23 protein-coding genes are annotated in these 17,265 nt (G+C 45.7%); 1 reads left to right on the plus strand and 22 read right to left on the minus strand.

Features of this window, described 5'->3' with window-relative positions:
* Positions 1-4 precede the first annotated feature (4 nt).
* The 9 genes from CRG97_RS22340 to CRG97_RS22380 all read right to left on the minus strand — a co-directional run bounded on the left by CRG97_RS22340 (position 5) and on the right by CRG97_RS22380 (position 7,573).
* A complete protein-coding gene (locus CRG97_RS22340) occupies positions 5-1,213 on the minus strand; it encodes a hypothetical protein (RefSeq protein WP_098747545.1) in 1,209 nt (402 codons plus the stop codon).
* A gap of 177 nt (positions 1,214-1,390) precedes the next feature.
* Positions 1,391-2,926, minus strand: coding sequence for a sensor histidine kinase (locus CRG97_RS22345; protein WP_098747548.1), 1,536 nt, complete (start codon positions 2,924-2,926; stop codon positions 1,391-1,393).
* Positions 2,923-3,618 carry a response regulator transcription factor gene (locus tag CRG97_RS22350; protein WP_098747551.1) on the minus strand — a complete coding sequence of 232 codons (696 nt, stop codon included), beginning with the start codon at positions 3,616-3,618 and terminating at the stop codon, positions 2,923-2,925. Before CRG97_RS22350 ends, CRG97_RS22345 begins: the two co-directional genes overlap by 4 nt.
* Before the next feature lie 144 nt (positions 3,619-3,762).
* A complete protein-coding gene (locus CRG97_RS22355; protein ID WP_098747554.1) occupies positions 3,763-4,305 on the minus strand; it encodes a histidine phosphatase family protein in 543 nt (180 codons plus the stop codon).
* 17 nt (positions 4,306-4,322) lie between these two features.
* Entirely contained in the window at positions 4,323-5,204 is an 882-nt protein-coding gene (locus CRG97_RS22360; RefSeq protein ID WP_098747557.1) for a class I SAM-dependent methyltransferase, read from the minus strand.
* 21 nt (positions 5,205-5,225) lie between these two features.
* On the minus strand, positions 5,226-5,759 hold the full coding sequence (locus CRG97_RS22365) for a GrpB family protein (protein WP_098747559.1): 534 nt from the start codon (positions 5,757-5,759) through the stop codon (positions 5,226-5,228).
* 42 nt (positions 5,760-5,801) lie between these two features.
* Entirely contained in the window at positions 5,802-6,281 is a 480-nt protein-coding gene (locus CRG97_RS22370) for an NUDIX hydrolase (RefSeq protein ID WP_098747561.1), read from the minus strand.
* Between the two features lie 54 nt (positions 6,282-6,335).
* A complete protein-coding gene (locus CRG97_RS22375) occupies positions 6,336-7,076 on the minus strand; it encodes an SDR family NAD(P)-dependent oxidoreductase (RefSeq protein ID WP_098747563.1) in 741 nt (246 codons plus the stop codon).
* Positions 7,077-7,096: 20 nt separating this feature from the next.
* On the minus strand, positions 7,097-7,573 hold the full coding sequence (locus CRG97_RS22380) for a GNAT family N-acetyltransferase (protein ID WP_098747566.1): 477 nt from the start codon (positions 7,571-7,573) through the stop codon (positions 7,097-7,099).
* A 221-nt stretch (positions 7,574-7,794) separates the two neighbouring features.
* Between CRG97_RS22380 and CRG97_RS22385 the strand changes: the two genes are divergently transcribed.
* Complete coding sequence (locus CRG97_RS22385) at positions 7,795-8,298, plus strand: VOC family protein (RefSeq protein WP_098747568.1); 504 nt, start codon at positions 7,795-7,797, stop codon at positions 8,296-8,298.
* A 75-nt stretch (positions 8,299-8,373) separates the two neighbouring features.
* Here CRG97_RS22385 and CRG97_RS22390 read toward each other — a convergent pair whose 3' ends face one another.
* The 13 genes from CRG97_RS22390 to CRG97_RS22450 form a co-directional block, all read right to left on the minus strand.
* Positions 8,374-8,817 carry a GNAT family N-acetyltransferase gene (locus CRG97_RS22390; protein WP_237566542.1) on the minus strand — a complete coding sequence of 148 codons (444 nt, stop codon included), beginning with the start codon at positions 8,815-8,817 and terminating at the stop codon, positions 8,374-8,376.
* Positions 8,818-9,170: 353 nt separating this feature from the next.
* Positions 9,171-9,983 (minus strand): class I SAM-dependent methyltransferase, encoded by an 813-nt coding sequence (locus CRG97_RS22400; RefSeq protein ID WP_098747572.1) that lies wholly within the window; start codon positions 9,981-9,983, stop codon positions 9,171-9,173.
* A gap of 63 nt (positions 9,984-10,046) precedes the next feature.
* Positions 10,047-10,445 carry a DUF1801 domain-containing protein gene (locus CRG97_RS22405; protein ID WP_098747574.1) on the minus strand — a complete coding sequence of 133 codons (399 nt, stop codon included), beginning with the start codon at positions 10,443-10,445 and terminating at the stop codon, positions 10,047-10,049.
* Positions 10,446-10,507: 62 nt separating this feature from the next.
* Positions 10,508-11,281, minus strand: coding sequence for a class I SAM-dependent methyltransferase (locus tag CRG97_RS22410; RefSeq protein ID WP_098747577.1), 774 nt, complete (start codon positions 11,279-11,281; stop codon positions 10,508-10,510).
* A gap of 231 nt (positions 11,282-11,512) precedes the next feature.
* On the minus strand, positions 11,513-11,881 hold the full coding sequence (locus CRG97_RS22415) for a hypothetical protein (protein WP_153047511.1): 369 nt from the start codon (positions 11,879-11,881) through the stop codon (positions 11,513-11,515).
* 59 nt (positions 11,882-11,940) lie between these two features.
* On the minus strand, positions 11,941-12,834 hold the full coding sequence (locus CRG97_RS22420) for a phosphotransferase (RefSeq protein ID WP_098747835.1): 894 nt from the start codon (positions 12,832-12,834) through the stop codon (positions 11,941-11,943).
* A gap of 210 nt (positions 12,835-13,044) precedes the next feature.
* Complete coding sequence (locus tag CRG97_RS22425; RefSeq protein ID WP_098747582.1) at positions 13,045-13,590, minus strand: NUDIX hydrolase; 546 nt, start codon at positions 13,588-13,590, stop codon at positions 13,045-13,047.
* A 33-nt stretch (positions 13,591-13,623) separates the two neighbouring features.
* Positions 13,624-14,106 (minus strand): NUDIX domain-containing protein, encoded by a 483-nt coding sequence (locus tag CRG97_RS22430; protein ID WP_098747584.1) that lies wholly within the window; start codon positions 14,104-14,106, stop codon positions 13,624-13,626.
* Positions 14,107-14,179: 73 nt separating this feature from the next.
* Positions 14,180-14,752 carry a hypothetical protein gene (locus CRG97_RS22435; protein WP_098747586.1) on the minus strand — a complete coding sequence of 191 codons (573 nt, stop codon included), beginning with the start codon at positions 14,750-14,752 and terminating at the stop codon, positions 14,180-14,182.
* A 97-nt stretch (positions 14,753-14,849) separates the two neighbouring features.
* A complete protein-coding gene (locus tag CRG97_RS33345; protein WP_202618986.1) occupies positions 14,850-15,002 on the minus strand; it encodes a hypothetical protein in 153 nt (50 codons plus the stop codon).
* Between the two features lie 189 nt (positions 15,003-15,191).
* The gene (locus tag CRG97_RS22440) at positions 15,192-15,677 is read right to left on the minus strand and encodes a DUF4830 domain-containing protein (RefSeq protein WP_237566543.1); all 486 of its coding nucleotides are present in this window, start codon (positions 15,675-15,677) and stop codon (positions 15,192-15,194) included.
* 59 nt (positions 15,678-15,736) lie between these two features.
* Positions 15,737-16,849 carry a Gfo/Idh/MocA family protein gene (locus CRG97_RS22445; RefSeq protein ID WP_161952962.1) on the minus strand — a complete coding sequence of 371 codons (1,113 nt, stop codon included), beginning with the start codon at positions 16,847-16,849 and terminating at the stop codon, positions 15,737-15,739.
* Positions 16,836-17,234: a serine hydrolase gene (locus tag CRG97_RS22450; protein WP_098747589.1), complete on the minus strand. Its 399-nt coding sequence runs from the start codon at positions 17,232-17,234 to the stop codon at positions 16,836-16,838. The genes CRG97_RS22445 and CRG97_RS22450 overlap by 14 nt, the downstream gene beginning before the upstream one ends.
* Positions 17,235-17,265: the final 31 nt, after the last annotated feature.

The following is a 17,265-nucleotide window of genomic DNA, read 5'->3' on the forward strand; positions in this document are numbered from 1 at the left end:
AACCCTATTTAAAATCCATCACGTACGTCGCAATTATAGCTTCTTTATCATCAATCGCAATTCCCAGTCTTTTTCCAGATGGGCTCCAAGTCAGAGGATAGACAGGATGGGCGGCAGGATGCACTGCAGAATAATAGGGTGCCATCCAGCTTACCTTCCCCGAAGAGGTATCAAACACGTACACTCCGTTCATCCCGCTCTCATTCTCCGAATACACATCGAAGGCTAATCTGGCGGAATCCGGTGACCAGGACAAGTACGAGATCAGATTGCCTTTTCCGATAAGTGAACCTTGCAAACTTCCGGCAGCGTCATAGATCAGCAGTTTGCTACTCTCGTCCCCTCCTGTGTTGGTCGCTGTCGCAACGGCAATGTACTCGCTGTCCGGAGAAATCGCAAAGTTCCATACATTTTCAATGAGATGTATCGGCTTCGACTGTCCGGGTTCAACGACCTTAAGCACCTGGTTCACATCGGTATAATAGATCCGGCCCTTACTCGCTCCGAATTGGTTGTAAAATTCAACATCCTCATCCTCAATGGCTATGGTGGTATAAGTGCCATCTGTGGAAATGAGTCGAATATCGCCTTTGCCGCTCATAGAGCCTGCTGCGAGAACATAGGTGTCGGAATCCAGCCATCCCCCAATCTCCATGTAATTGTCACCCTTAACCGGGATGCTCTTGTCTGTACTCAAATCCTTCAGGAAATTGTCAGCCGTGTACTTATCCCTCCATTTCTGAATAAAGCTATATTTACCGTCTGGCGAGATCTCTTCTTTGACAAGCTGTTCGCCTGGATGCGACTCTTCATGATTCGTGAGCTCACGTCGCTCACCTGTACTTACGTTCACTGCTTCGGTGGTATAAGCATATTGCGGTTCTTCCGTTTCGGTCGCTTCCTTGATCAGCTTGGTTGTTAGCACCTTGACCTCATTCTCCGACAGCCATGCCTCAATGTTGGACGAGGCGATCCGGTGAGTCTGATTCACGACCACTTCCTGACTGGGTTGCCCACTCGCCCCTTCCACAACCGTGAGTTTGCGCTCCCCCGATGCCGTCTCTCCAGCATTCGATACAGGGGGCTGACCGGTTGCACTGTTGCCTGGCTCTACGATCGTCAACCGATCCTGGGACTGGCAGGCCGTGAGGGCTGCAGCAACAGCAACAACAAACAGCAACTTGAACCCATGCTTCTCAAATCTATTTTTCATAACAGGTTCCTCCCCTGCATATCCCCCAAGGAGCTTTGGCAGCTGCAGTTTTTGTCTTAGCATACCTCATGTTTCCCTGTTGAACTCAGTATAGAATGCGAATATCTCGATACGATATCGAGCTTGTAACGAACTTGTAAACAAATAGATAACCTTGAAAAAAAGAAAGCCCAGACCTTATTCCAAGTCTGAACTTTCTTCTGTCGAAATAACCTCTGTCGATTGTGGCCGATTCATCGGCAGGACCATCACAAACGTAGAACCGCCGGGCCCCGATTCCGCAAGCTGTACGGAACCATGCTGTTTCTCCGCCAGATTGCGCACCAGAGATAACCCTAAGCCAGTTCCTCCGTGAACCCTGGAGCGGTCACTGCTCACCGTATAAAACGGATCGAAGATCCGTTCTCTGGCATCGTCCGGGATTCCGATTCCGGTATCGTTTACCTTAATGATCATCTGATCATGGCCATGCTCATCCTGCTTCACTTCATTCGAGAGCGTGACGGTCCCTCCGGGCCGATTGTATTTAATTCCGTTATCCAGCAGATTTAGAATCATGTGCATCAGATTCTCCGGATCGGCCCATACCTTACCATCCGTTAGGGAGGTCTGAATCGTAATGTTAGATTGCTCTGCCTTAGCTTCCAGTCGGGCTGCCGCTTCTTGCAGAATCGGCAGAAGCTCTACGTGCTCCGCATGGGTTTCGAATTCGTAAATATCCATGGACGATAACTGAAGCGCCTTCTCTACCAATCGGTATAGACGCTGTGCTTCCTTGCTGATCTGTCCTCTGGCTTCCTCAAGCAGGGCTGGATCATCACGATACATTTCAAGCAGATCCGCATAAGCCAATATGGAAGTCAGCGGCGTTTTCAATTCATGGCTGATATTCCCGATAAACTGCTTCTGCTGCTGTTCCAGCTCCTGCAACCGTTCGATGGCATCCAGCAGCTTCAGCTTTTCCTCCGTGAGCTGGCTCACCGAGGAGGAAATTCGCCCGCTCATCTCATATATGCCTTGTGCCAGCTCGCCGAGCTCATCGTTTCGCTTAACCGTCGGTTCGCTAAGATAGACTCCTTCGCCAATCTTCTGCGCAGCCTGGTTCAGTCTGCTGATGACATGAACCTGCCGCCAGACGTATAGAAAACCGATTAAGAAGCCCGCGGCCAATACGGCAAGACCCGTCACGATAAACAGGTTCTGGATCCGATCATAGAAAGCATGCTGCTCAGCTAGCGATGCGTGGAATTGAATCGTTCCGATCGGCTTATCCATATTCCGAAGCGGGGCAAGATAGAGCAGCTGGTCCCCCTCGGTAATATAGGCGGAACGCCCTTGCGCTGTGTGTGCAAGTGCGTCTTGTACATCCATTTTCGGCTGAAACGGAAGGGAAGTCCCTGTGAATGTACCATCCAGCTTATACAGGGTCACCGGCATACCGCTTTGGGTTCCAAGATCAACCGCTAGCCGTTGACCGACATTTTCCATAAAATCATCCGGCTGGGTTTGAGGATTCGTCAAAAATTCCTGATGAACCCTGAGATTGGCCGCTTCGGCTTCATGGGCGAAGGATTGCTCCAGGCGCATCCGCTGATCCTCCCGGATCCCGGCCAGAACCAATGTGCTTAGAACAACAACAACGGCGATCAGCAGCAAGGCGAGAAGAAGTGCGACTTTCCACTTTAAGCCGAAACGCACCTTTCTTTTGCTCATGATGGAATCTCCGTGCTTTTATATCCAATGCCATAAACGGTCTGAATCACTTCGTGCTGGTTCCCCAGCTTCTTGCGCAATCTCTGGACGTGAATATCCACCGTTCGCGTGCCGCCGGCAAAATCCATATCCCATACCTGTTCAAGCAAGGCCTCGCGCGAATATACCCGTTCCGGATTCCGGGCCAAGAGAGCCATGAGATCAAACTCCTTCGGCGTGAGCTCAAGGGGCTTGCCTTCGGCGTGAACGGTGCGATTTAACAGATTAATGGTAAGCCCGGATATCCGGATCACATGCTGGTCCGGGGCTTGCTGCCCGACTGCTTCAGGTGTACGGCTTCTTCGGGACAATGCTTTTACCCTGGCGATCATCTCCCGCATATCGAAGGGCTTCGTCATATAATCATCCGCACCAAGCTCCAGCCCGAGCACCTTATCCACAATATCGTTCTTCACCGTCAACAACAGAATGGCTGGGCGCTGCCGGTTCTCGAGCTTGCGACAGACATCGTACCCGCTAAGCTTCGGCATCATAACATCGAGCACCATCACGTCAGGATCAAACGATTCCACTCGCTCCAGCGCTTCCTGCCCATCCCCTGCCGTCTCCACCGTATGTCCTTCTCTTCGCAGCGCATAAGCGACTGCGCTTGAGATACTAATCTCATCATCCACTACAAGTACCTTGGTCATTGCAGATACGACTCCTTTACTGGCCGATTACAACATTTACTAGTGCAATGATGGTACCGTATCCGGCATCATATTTCAACCTGTATGGGCTGCAGTACACTTCAACAGAAAAAGAGAACCCAAGGCTCTCTTTGATTTACCCGCTTATTTCTCAAAAATATACATGGCACCATTCCTGGGTTGTACAAATCCCTTTCCTCGGTAACCTCTTCTGGACAATTCCTGAGTCAGCACTTTCATGAATACACCGTGACTAACCACTAATACGTTGCGATTACGGTAACGTTCTTCGATCCAATCGATGATATGCCCAGCTCGATCCAGCGTTTCGCTTCTCCGTTCCGCTTGCGAGCCGTGAGACAAATACCAAGCCAAACGCCCCATCAGCAACCACATATAGTAATGAAGCTTTAGATTTCCAAAAGGATGAATCGATTGAACCTCAATCTCTCTTAACCGATTCGTTGCGATGATAGGGCCTGGATATATCGTTTCTGCTGTCTGAATGGCTCGGGATAAATCACTGGATATGCATACGTTCCACTCCGAAAAACCATAGTCCAGGTCAGATTGTTCAATTTCAGCGTTATTGTAAGCCTCCACCCAAGCATTAAACTGATCGGACGTCATCCATTTCCTATCGAGTTTATGTATAACTTTAAAATGTCTTACCAATCCAATTTTCATAGGGCTCCTTAGATCATTTATTCTCTACTAACCGTGCCAAAAGAAATCTTCATATTCGGCGCGTAAGTTAACCACGAATCGCTATCAAACTCCTGAAACAACTTAAGTTCGACGGCATATTGGGCTTGTGCTTCTTCTATTGTTAAACCTCTCTGCACCAACTGCTCCACTACCTTAACTGAATCTTCTTGTTCCTGCCCAATACCTTCTTCCTTCAAGGACTGAAAAAGCCGATCCTTCTCTGCAGCGTCCATATTCTGGTCCAAAAAATTCACTTTGTCACTGACTCGGCATTCCACATTCCGTAATCCCAGCTGACTTAGGAATATCGGCAGCTTCATGCCGATGTTCCCATCTTTACCGCTATCTTTGGAACTCCCTTCATACAATTTCTGTAATATGCCTAGACGGAAAACCTCGGAATGCTGAACCTCATCGAAGCCATAATTTGCAGCATTGGCGATCCAATGTGGTTCAAAACAAATGACTCGGCCGCCGTCCAGTACACTATCGACCATTTTTTGAAGGATCATCCGAGGGTTTGCCATATGTAATAAAAATGCATGACAGATCGCAACGTCATACTGACGATGCACAAACATGTCCTCAATATCTCCTTGAATGAATTCAGCGGAATAGGGCAGCTTATCAAACACTTCTCTTGCTTCCTTGATCAAATCTTCACCTTTGTCTATACCTGTATAGGTTGACCCTTCGGGTAATAGCGGGAGAAGCTTCAGTCCAAGATCCCCATATCCACAACCATAATCCAGGATGTTAACGGGGGCATTCAATTTCCAGACGTTCTTCACTAGAAACTCCAGGTAGTCATCGTTGTAATATAACCATCTGGTATTTCTCAAATATTCGATTTTAGAATCCCAGTAATATTCGGACATCATCTTTACTTCCTTCCAGCATCAAGATTCCTGACTAACTCCGTCCGTATCCAGCCTTGCCTTATGGATCACTTCACGAATGAAATCAGCCTTGCCGTTGGTATAGGCCACGCGGTCATGTTTATATTGATTTTCGAGAACTTTTTTTAAGGTATAATACTGATCCCTTGTATCCGGATGGTTCTTTAAATACTCCCTGAATAAAATTTGGTCGTTCCACTGTTGGCCTTGATACTTGTAAATATGAAGATGATGCGTCCCCGCCCGCCATTGCCCTCTTCTAAAGAACAGTCGCTCCGGAAACTCCGGTTTAAATACATATTCATACCCGATTCTGGCCAGATCCTCTATATATTGTTCATTTACTAGCGTTAATTTCAAAACACCAGCCATCATATCGATGGTCGGTTTCGATCCTAAACCCATCACCGACGTGCTCCCGATATGTTCGATATGGACATCAAGTCCCTTCAGTGCTGACTCAATTTTAGCTTTTTCCCGTTCGAACTCGTCTTTCCAGTCCGGATTGTATGGTGTTACAATAACTTCTTCCATGCGAATATTCCTTTCGATACATGATAGACCAATACGAAGTCCTTATATATTCCGTCTCAGCTTAATTTCAAACTCCGGCTTCGTAATATATTCCATATAGACGGCCTCTCGATTAAAATCCAAATAAGCCTGAAATCGCGTACGAATGGCCGGGGCCGTAATCAATTGAAGCACTTCGTCCTTAGCGATCCAACGACTGTCCGTCGTTTCTTCCGAAATCGTCAGCTCTCCACCCGTAGGTTTACATACAAAATCCATCATCACCTTCGTTGGAACCTCAGCAACTCCGCTGTGTCCCGGATAGGTTGATGTATTGGAATAGACGCCGATCAGATGAGAAACGATGGTATCAATGCCGCTTTCCTCTTTGATTTCTCTTATCAGCGCATCCATTAGATTCTCTCCGGCTTCCACCTGCCCACCTGGAAAAACCCACCCGTTACGGTCCTTCACCAACAATATTTCACCGCGTTCATTCTCAACCACGCCGCCTACAGCGACGATATGTGTTGGCATCATCATGACAACAGCCCCCGATAGATAAGATATACTTCAACTTTCACAAGACAAGGCCCCTTAGATTTCGTTATAATTCACAATGCTTCCAGGTTCAAAATCCTTGTCGATGATATGTAGCAGATGCGCCCCGATTTCCTCTGTAGATAGCAGCTGTCCAGACTCATGCGCATGGGCGAAGGCTTTGGCCATTTCAAATTCCTGCTCATTTTTCCCTCTCGCCAGTCTTTGCATTTCCGTATCCACCATTCCAGGATTGACCGCAATGATCTCCACCTGGTTCTGCCGGTTCCTTTGCTCGGTCCCAACACTCTGTGTAAACATATTGATCCCAGCCTTCGCCGTGCAGTATACGCTCATCGTAGGTGCTGGATATGTTCCGGAGCCAGAAGAGATGTTGATGATTTTCTTTCGAATGGAGAGCCCCTCCGTTTTCTTGATGAAGCAGGAAGTTAAGATCATCGGCGCAATCAAACTGATTTGCACATTCATATGAATATCTCTTGCATCGCATAGTTCAATGGCCTTCAGCGGTTCAAGCATGGACGCATTATTGATAAGGCAGATCATATCCGCGTAAGCGGGATCGATCTCGTCAAATATGTTATCCACAAGCTCCTCCAGCCCCAACGTATCGCTCAGATTATATACATGGTGTCTGTATTTTGAATAGCTGCTCAATCTCTCGGACTTTCCTCTCGCGATCCCATACACGAAATTCCCCTTCTCAAGAAGCATATAGGCCAGTTGCTCGCCGATTCCTTTTGAAGTTCCCGTGATGATGAAATGACCTCCGCTCATTGTTTTAACCCTCCGTTATTCTAAAAAGATAGCTTCATAATATATTCTTCCACTTCTTCACCACGAGCATGGGCATAACCCTTATCTTCCCCCCAGATGATGAAGTCGTTTTTTCCCAGAATCCGAATCGAGGCGATATGATCTTTAACTGCGCGTGCATACAATGGACGGGTTTGTATATCTCTGAGAAATGACGAAAGAGCTCTTGTCGCTATGCCTTTTCCCCAAAATTCGCGCCCTATCCAGTAACTGACTTCGGGCTGACCCATATGTTCGAAGAATAAAATCTGCCCGGCTACTTGTCCCTCATATAAAACGGTTTTCTTGATGATGGTCTCATCGCCTAAGATTTTGGCCCAATGCTCATCAAAAGCTGCCTTATCCGAAGGATCTTTCGCTGTAAAAGCCGCCATGTAGTTTGCCTCCGGGTCTCGTTGTTGCTCAAAAAATATGGCAAGATCATCTTCGAACACATCTCGCAATAGCACCTCAATCATCACTAGTCACCCCAGTCGCCTATTGTTTTCTTCCATCGTCTATACCTAATGGATTTCACATGAGACTTCCGTTATCCTGCAACCATCGCACAATTTCCTAACTGCATTGTTATGCGAACCCATAAGTGGCAGGAATAAATCGCAATCGGTAAGAAATCATGGTAAGAAGGACATGATACGATTGCATTACATACTATTCCTGTGATGAAGGAGTTGAAATTATGAAGAATAGAGTCCAGAAGATTTCGCCAAACTTGTGGTTTGATCACCAAGCCGAGGAAGCAACCCAGCATTACATCTCTATTTTTAAAAATTCGCAGATCGAGCGTATCACGCGCTACGGTGCAGAGAAGAATGACAATCATGAGTTTGCCGAAGGTGCGATCATGACTGTGGAATTCCTGCTGGAAGGCCAACATTTTGTTGCCTTAAATGGCGGTCCGCATTTCAAATTCAACGAAGCCATTTCATTTATTGTTCATTGCGAGACACAAGAAGAACTGGACTATTATTGGGAGAAGCTAGCTGAAGGCGGTGACGAGAGAGCACAAGTATGCGGTTGGTTGAAAGACAAGTTTGGCGTATCGTGGCAGATCGTCCCGGCTAACTTAAGCGAAATGATAACCGACCCCGATCTGGCAAAATCGGAACGAGTCATGAAGGCTTTACTCCAGACGAAATCAAAAATTGACATGCATGCGTTACAGCAAGCCTACGAGGGGTAGGGAAGGCTGCCTTTAGGGTAGCCTTTCTTACTTCCCAGCTCTCTATAGGATCAATGCAGGGCATCAGCGATACCATCATAACTCCAGTTTATGCGTGACTAGTTCATCATCTGCAATTTCCTTAAAACCTAGATTCTTATAGAATTCAGCTGCCTTGGGGTTGTCCGTTTTCAAGACGAGTTTAGTATAATGGCTGCTCGCCTGATGAATAACCGCTTCAACCAACCTTCTCCCGGCTCCATGACGTCGAAATTCCTTTAACACATACAGTCTGCGGATCCTGCCGATGCTTCCTTCAGAATACGGATCACGATTTAACCCGCAAATGCCGATGACTCTATGACCAACTCGACATTCAAACAAGGCTTCATCTTCAAGCTGAAATGTATTGATACCCTCTTTATATTCATTCACTAGCCTATGGATATTCCTGAATCCTTCTTCCTTGCTTTCAGTTAAGAGCTCGGTAATGTCTACTGCACCCAGGTCGGTAACTTCTTGAACGATCATGTTGTTCATGGTATATCATTATCCTCTGTTTCCCTGCGATTTTTATTATTTGTGTAGAGTCTAGTATTTAAAAAAAGTATTCAGAATACCAACCGCTCGTAATTGATAATCCTTGTTATCTTCCGTATATATTTGTTCGACTCCCATATAAATGGCAGCATGTTTTCTATGCCCTGACTTAAACCGGATTTCCTTCCCGGATTTACTACATTTATTTTCTATCCCTGTGTTTACGCACGTAATTCCATATTCCTTCGACAACCATCTGTTGTAATCGGCCTCATTGGGGCAGGTAACTACTAAAATGATGAGAACCAATACCAACATTGCAACCATTCTTCTGATTACTTTCTTCATAGCCCTTATCGTTTCTGCCCAATATACAATAAATGAGATGAGACCCCCAAAATGCTTGGGTTCTCCGCTTCCCGGTAGATCAGGTTCATGACTTCTTGGAATTCCTCTTCCCCACTGGACCGCCAATAATCGAACTGCTCTGCCTTGAAGGAGCCTGCTATACTTGACGAACCTATCAATTTAATCGTCTCGAAGCCATGCGATTCCATGAACGGCTTAATGTCCTCCAAGTTATAATAATACGCACCGGTAAATCTTCCTTCATCGCTATGATTGAATATCCCGGTCCTAACAAATTCCTTAATGCTGCTGATTTTATCATTCGGTTTCCATTGTTCCGGAAATGATAATGATGTTATCAGATGCCGAATTCGAGTCATGAATGCCACAAATACATAACCGCCTGCTCGGGTAACACGATTCAATTCTCGGACAGCCGTAGACCGATCCGATTCTGTCTGTAAATGGTATAACGGTCCCATCATAAGTGCACCGTCAAACAACTCATCTTGAAATAAGCTAAGATCGTTGGCATTGGCACGGTGAAACCCCTTGAACTGGCCTGTTAACCTGGATTCTTCGGCTTTAGCAGCCGCAATCTCGACTAATCTTGGCGTAAGGTCTGTTAAGGTCACATCGTAACCGTTCTTCGCTAATTCCATCGAATACTTCCCTGGTCCGGCACCGTTATCCAGCACATGACCTTTCTCAGGCAGCATACTCAAGATATGATGCAGATTGACGATAAATTCAATGGGCTCCCTATCCAAGCGCCCCCATTCATCGAAGGCATTATAATAATCTATCACTTTATTCAACTGAGTCACCCCTCCATTTAAAAGCATCTTATAGCGCTAAACGACAACCATTTTACTTCCTGCTTAACCCTTACTCGTCGCTTCAATCCATCGAACGATAACTTCTTTTAATTGTTCTTTCTTCTCCTCCAGATCGTTTACATTAAATATTTTTACGATTGCCCGATCATTAGCGGCCCATTCCAATAGAGTATCCTCAGGCAGGGCTCCCTTGATGTCATGAGTTTGAACTTTTGGCCCACAATGAAAAATGATGCGAAAGAAACCTTTCCCTTGTAAATTCAATGTGATGCGGTCTTCGCCCTGAACGCAGAAGCTGGGTGCATTCCATTTGATCTGCTCGGTTATCTGATCATCGACGCTTAATATGAAGCTTCTTACTTCCTCAATTTCAGCCTTTAATGGATGCTCAAGATGGTGAAGATACTCCACGACTTGTTCGTGACCTGTTAATTTTGCCATCCATAACTCCTCCTCATATACTAGGGCAATTGAAGGAACTCATTTTACCCAGGTGGAATTCATTATAATTTCCTTGCCGTCAAGATCGGCTGATAGAAACCCGATTCCGAAGGCATATGCCATCTGATATCGGTGAATCCCGCTTCCTCCAATATTGCACTTAATTCCGTTCTCAATAAAGCTCTATAGGATGTGCTGTTGACTTCAGTCTTCCATGACCCATCAAGCTCTTGCATAATAAATTGGTTGGTTATATAGTGATTGCCAGCTTCAGCCCAATCCCAGACTTGAAAAACGATACGTTTTCCTTCATCCATAACTCGGGGCAACGTGGAGCGCTGTCGATTCTGCAGAATCTCGTCATAGTCCCGAATAGACAATACAAGCAAACCGTTGCTTCGAAGTTTGGCATATAGATTGCGGCATGCCTCTCTTAAATCTTCATCAGACAATAAATGGGGGATCGCATTGTCAGCTGACAGAACAACATCAAATTGCCCAGGGATATCTTGCTCCAGTGAGCGGAAATCCGCGACTCCAAAATGAACATGAACCCCAAACTTGTCTGCTTCCTTTTTGGCTCGTTCAATGGATTTGGGACTAAGATCTGTAGCCGTTACAATAAAATCATGCTGCGCTAATCCCAGTGCTTGTGTTCCTATTCCGCAAGATGCATCCAGAAGATGAATCGGACCCTCGTGTTCCACTGCGTGTAACGAGCGAATAAATCGATTGAAGAACACACCCTGCCATTGAACCGTCTCATGCCAATCCTTAAATATCAGGTGATATGTATCCGCAAGCCCTTCGTAAAACTCCATACTGGTGTCCTTCAACACTCATCCCCTCCTTTGAACAATGCATGTTTTTATACGAGTATTTATAACCCAATTCTAGATAGAAAAATTTTCCTTTCCCCTATAATAGATGATTTGTGCCCAAGAAGGAACCAAAAAAACCTCCAATTAGGAGGTTCACTTATGTAAATACGATTGGTTCATACGAACTCTCGTTATTCCGGAACCATTCTTCGTATCGATCACCCGAATCTTCCGGATGGCTTCGTATTATTCGCTCATAACTTCGATATGATCCACGCGCAGCTCAACACTTTCCACACTTGAAACCTCTCCTGAAGCTTCTGCGCCAATGAGTATGATTAGGATTCTGCGATTATAGGCATAAGCACAGTAATCAACAGTGTCAACAATAGAAAGGAAACGGAAAATATATGATACCCCAATTTCTTTCGAAGGCAAATCACCCCGATCAAAACGGCAATTAGGGGCAAGCCGAGTAAAAAGTGCAAGATGTATTTTAAAGTAAAGCCGCCAGCCAGATGGTTCATATAGAATATAATTCCGAGAGGCAGCCAGATCACTGCCAGCAAGAGTCCAAAGGATATGGGGACTAACGCCTTTCCAATAAATTTGCACATTATGCTGATCAATCTCCTATTAAGGATTTCAGGCCCCTTAACCAAGCTTCGTCTGACTTAAGGACCCTTAATGATGTGTTCCACACGATGAATGAAGTCCCCTGCAAGCTCCACTTGTGAACAAGCGAAATCCATATCGCCATGACCTGAAACGGCGTAATCGAAGTTACCTAATGTAGACATCAATATGCGTGCAGTCAGCGCAAATCCAAAAGCTTCCCGGTCAGCCACAATGTCAGGACGGTTGATCATAAACCGGAGCGTTGGCTCCTGATCCCCTTTAAATAAAGCCAGGTTTGCCACAAATGAAGCCAGATCCCAGTAACGAGGCATCAAGGATACATCTTCAAAATCCGTCCAAAGCCAGCCCCTGGGGCTCGTCATTAAATTGCGGGCATGCGCATCACCGTGGCTGGGAAATAGCTGCAGGGATTCTGAACGCATCACTTGATCTATTTCATAAAATTTGTGGATTAATCGCTGTATCCGATCATCTGGATGATCGCTTAATCGCGTAACCGATTGTTGAATCCTATCCCATACACCCAGAATTGGGAGTTCTCCAGTATATTGCCCCATGGCAAGGGTCAATTTATTTACTATGTTGACCGCTTCGCTCGGTGAAGGAAATGGGAGTGCTGTTTGAGGAACGTACTCCCAGAATGTCATCCAGCGCCCATCCAGCTCAAATGGTCCTTCTTGCAAGAAATGCACAGGCAGCAGCACTGGAACTCCCTTCTCGTGGAGATGGGAAGCTACGCGCAGTTCTTGTTCAAGTTTCTTGCCTATATGGGAATCCGATTCGGGGGTAAACGCAGCAACTCGCGCAACGATTGGATGAGGGGCCAAGTGAATGATGATATTTCCCCCACGGCTTAAGATCTTCGGCATAACTTCAGTGAGGCCGAAATTCGCTGCAGCAGATTGCAATTGGGCACAAAGCCTGTCCATGGCTGTCAAGGCAGCATCTCCTTTAAACGGTAATAGCATCATCTAAAAAGTTCTCATTGTCTACTTCATTCCATTCAACACCCTCAGGATTTCTATTTCACTCTACCAGTGAGCTTCCAAGAGCTCCTCATAATGAAAACAAGACCCGGCCTAAGATATTTCCATCTAAGTCGGATCATGCGGTGTTTGAGTATGTTTGTTCTAATGAGATTAAATCGCAACTCCCTCTCCCCGATATTGATTCAACAACGCCTCTCTCATCGCTTCATCTGTTTCAATCGAGGCACTGATCTGAAGTGGTGTTTGTTCGACGAGCTTACCCTCCTGATATGTACATCGATGATCATAGCAATTCGGATCAGATAAGATGAGTTCAAGCGAGCCCGGTATATTAGCTGCAATTCCAGCATTCGCATCGTCCGTTATCCATTTGACGGGTTTCCAATCCAATATTCCTTCAGCTGTCGCGATCGGAGTATGGTAGGTGTAATCCTCAGGGACGTCTGCTAGATATAAATACATCCCACCCGTAACAGAACCGTCGACAGACCAAGTCACTACGCCTTTAAAGGTTAGACTGTAGTCTTGTATATGTGTCTCTTCCTCCAGTTCACGTAACATCGAATCTCGCGGGGTTTCGTTCGCCTCCAGCTTGCCTCCCACGCCATTCCAGCACCCCATCCAGGGCGGGGATTGACGATTCAACAATAAAACCTCATCACCGCGCCGAACAAAACAAATATTGTATTTGATCATTTAAAACGATTCCCCCTTCTGGATCGGTTGCTCTTATGTTAAGCTTCGAATCTTTTCTTCGATTGGCTTCTGCTCATCTTCATCCCACACAATGGATATTTCAAAAGTCCCTTCTTCAAAAAACAATGGAAATCTTCGCTTGAACCAAGGCTGCATGGGCAGATCCATTACTTCACGTATCGGTACCCAAACCAGCTCTCCTTCTGGAGGATCCGCTAACAGCTCCCCTTCAAAAGAGTCAGCTATATAATTAAACACCATGTAGCGATAGTTCGTCTTGGGTACGACATATTCATCCAGTCCCTTATATTTCAAGTTGGTTACAATCAATCCGGTCTCCTCAAAAACCTCACGCACAGCACCTTCTGAAATACTCTCAGGAAACTCCACTTTCCCCCCTGGACCAAGAAAACCGGGAAAACCCAGCTTGTCCGGGCGATTGATTAATAACACTTTATCATCTTTCCGGATCAGGCACATTGTGTACATGCCATAAGTTATAGGGGGCCTAGACATTCCATTTCTCCTCCGTCCTGCAACGTGTCCGCTTGCTTAATATAACGACCTCTCTTATGTAGGTATATATCTACTATTCCCTCGAATACAAGAGCGCTCCACCGGACCCCAGAATAACGAAATGTCGACCAGACGGCGAAAACCCACACTTTATTTTTCCATCCAGCCGGTTCAAATCGATCATCGCGGCTTGTTTAAGATATTCATAGTTAGGGACAAATATCTGATCCAATACGACGGAAGCCCTTGGCCACCAAGGGTGAATAACTTCAAGCATCCAACCATCGTGCGTGATGTGAATCCCATCGCCAGACTCAAATCCAAATATAGAAATGTCCTGTCCGTTCTGCGGAATACGAAAACTCAAGTAGTTATTGCTAATATGATCATCCGTTACATTAGGATCCCTGTCTCTGTACAGTCGGTTCCCGGACCTGGCCTGTGTAATGCTGTAACCGGAGCTGCTGATCAGAACAAGGTTCTCATCGGCATCCCATCCGCACGCAATGCACCCTGCAGCTGGAATGATAACCTCATCACTCCAAGGATGTGGTGGTTTCATAGGTTCTTTGGCTTGTGCCTTGTACAGCAAATCGATCTCAAACTTTGTCCTGATTTCTTTTTTTGAATGTTTAAAAGGGTTCATCTCATACTCCTACATTGATCTGAATTAAGGCCAATACGCTCCTCCAGACTCCTTCTCTGCTGGTTAGCAAGACTATCCTCGCTCATTAAAAACAATATCACGGTTTAGGATGATGATTCATCTCCTGTATTCTTATGTTAAGCTCATCCAGTGATCGCTGCATGCGCTCCATCCTTCTCAGAGCAGAATACTGATTGCTAATAATCCCGGCCAAGCCAACTAACAAAATGAAAACGATGAAAATAATCATGTAAAGCTACATCCTCCCATCCTTTAAGTCATTTAAAAATACTTGTTATCAGGTAACATCGAAATGCGAACCCATTCTTCCAAACTACTAAACATCAAGGTCTTCGGCCATTCCGTCGACTCTTCATGTTTCCAGGTTAAATGCACCTGCGCATACGTCCCCGGTTTATCTAACAAAGAAAATAAAAAATCATCCCGATCGCATCGTCTTGCTATGCGAAGGCGGATCACTACCCAACTCCTTGCGATGAAGAATAGGATTCATATTACTTTGATCGATGTGCAATGTTCCATCAGCTTGTTCTGCCTCATGATTAAATACCAAATACCCTCCAATGATTTCATTGCCTGACTCCAGTATATATCCAACAATCTGATTGTACGTCATTGTTTTTTCTTGCAGAATATATCCTGTTTCGATAACCTCTTTATCCAAAAATGGTGTCAAGTCCACATGACCCAATTCTTTAATATCTTTCACATGCGACTTAAAGGATTGTAAAGTATGAGCAGCGTATTTTGTTTCGGACCCAAATCTATCAATGCTCCATCCGTAATCATCTAAATATTTAATATGCTGTTCTTTATAAGTTTCTATGACGACGACCCCATCATCCTCTTTATTACAACCAACAAGGATAACTAACATTAGAATGAATAATAACTTTAATTTCAATTCTCCGGTCCTTTCTTGCAACAGGAATATGTATCTGAATGAGGAGCCTTTAATTCCTTCTACACAAAACGGCTACGAGTATCCCATATGTGCGGGTCCAATTTTACCGCTGGCGTAAAAGTTGTCGTCAATGCGTACCGCCCACCGGACTCCGCGGATTGATAGGCACCGAACAGAATCTCGTGCACGTGCAGCTGCTGTTGCGCAGACTGGACGGGATGTTCACCCGTACGTAGGCAGCGAACAAAATGGGCAATAACACTCTCATCACGTTGTTCCGCAATTTGACGATACGGCACATAACAGTTATCATTCCCCCGCCAATTAACTGGCTCCGCATCTAGAACAGCGTCTCCCAATGTGTGAACTACCAAAGGATATCCACCGTCATTCATAGCTATAGTGCCTTTTCGTCCGTAGATCAGCGTATTATTCTGCTTGAAGGACATTCCCCATAACGAGCGAATAACGGCATGCTGCCCACCTGCAAACTGAAGGATAAGGGTGGCATTATCATCCACATCGCTGTTCACCTTCTTACCATCGCCAACGATGCGATTGGGAATCAGCGTGTTGACTTCAGCCATCACACTTGTAGCGGGGCCTAACAAACCGATCAGACGGCTAACAGGATAAGCCAGGCAATCCAGTACCGCACCCCCATGCGCTACAGATTTATCATAATACCAGTTATCGCGCCATGGACCGGGAAGGGAGAGTTGTGCTTCCGCACCTGTGATTTTTCCAATGTATCGCTCATCAATGAAATCGGCAGCAGCTAGAAAGATGGGGTTCAAGTCAAAAGGCAGGCTCATGAAAATCAGCCCCTTCTCCTCTGCCAGCGTAACCATACGCTTACAGTCTTCAAATGTGGTCGCCATCGGTTTCTCGTTCAGAACAGGCAATCCCCGTTCCAGCGCAGCCAACACGGGCTCAGCATGCATGGAATGAGGAGTCGTAACCACTACACCATCTAAATCTTCTCGTTCCAGCATGAGTCGATAATCGTCATACCACCCCGGAATTCCATATGCCGCTGCCTTCTTCTCCGCATTCTCCAAATGTCTGGAGTATGTTGCTACAATCTGCACATCTTCAAGCATTGCCGCCTGTTCAAAATAACGATTGCTGACATGACCGCTGCCGATCATGCCAAGCTTAATCTTTTTCATGGAAATATAACCCCAAACAATCGTAAAATGTTTCATTAAAGTATTTGGCATTGATTTTGGTTGCTAAATCGCGGATGGTCACTCCTTTTAAATCGCTTGTTGGCATATCCTTAACGATATCAGAGACAACCGTATCGATGGAGATGCTCCCTTCTGTAACCGCAATGGCCGTTGCCATGCCAACGTGTGACTTTCTGATGGAATATAGATTAAACATCGAATCCCGTGTTACCGGCAATGCACCACTCTTAAAATGATGCTGTCCAGAATACCATTCCGTTGCGACATGACCATCTTGAATGATGAACAAAGCGGAGGCAGAAGCACCATACTTTTCCTGAGAGGCTTGAGTATACGAAACTAGTTTTTGGAACAGATCGCTCATAAAAAGTCCCCTTCAAACGACATAACCCGTC

Origin of the sequence: Paenibacillus sp. EZ-K15 (genome assembly GCF_002573715.1) — a bacterium.
Lineage (GTDB): Bacteria > Bacillota > Bacilli > Paenibacillales > Paenibacillaceae > Paenibacillus_AQ.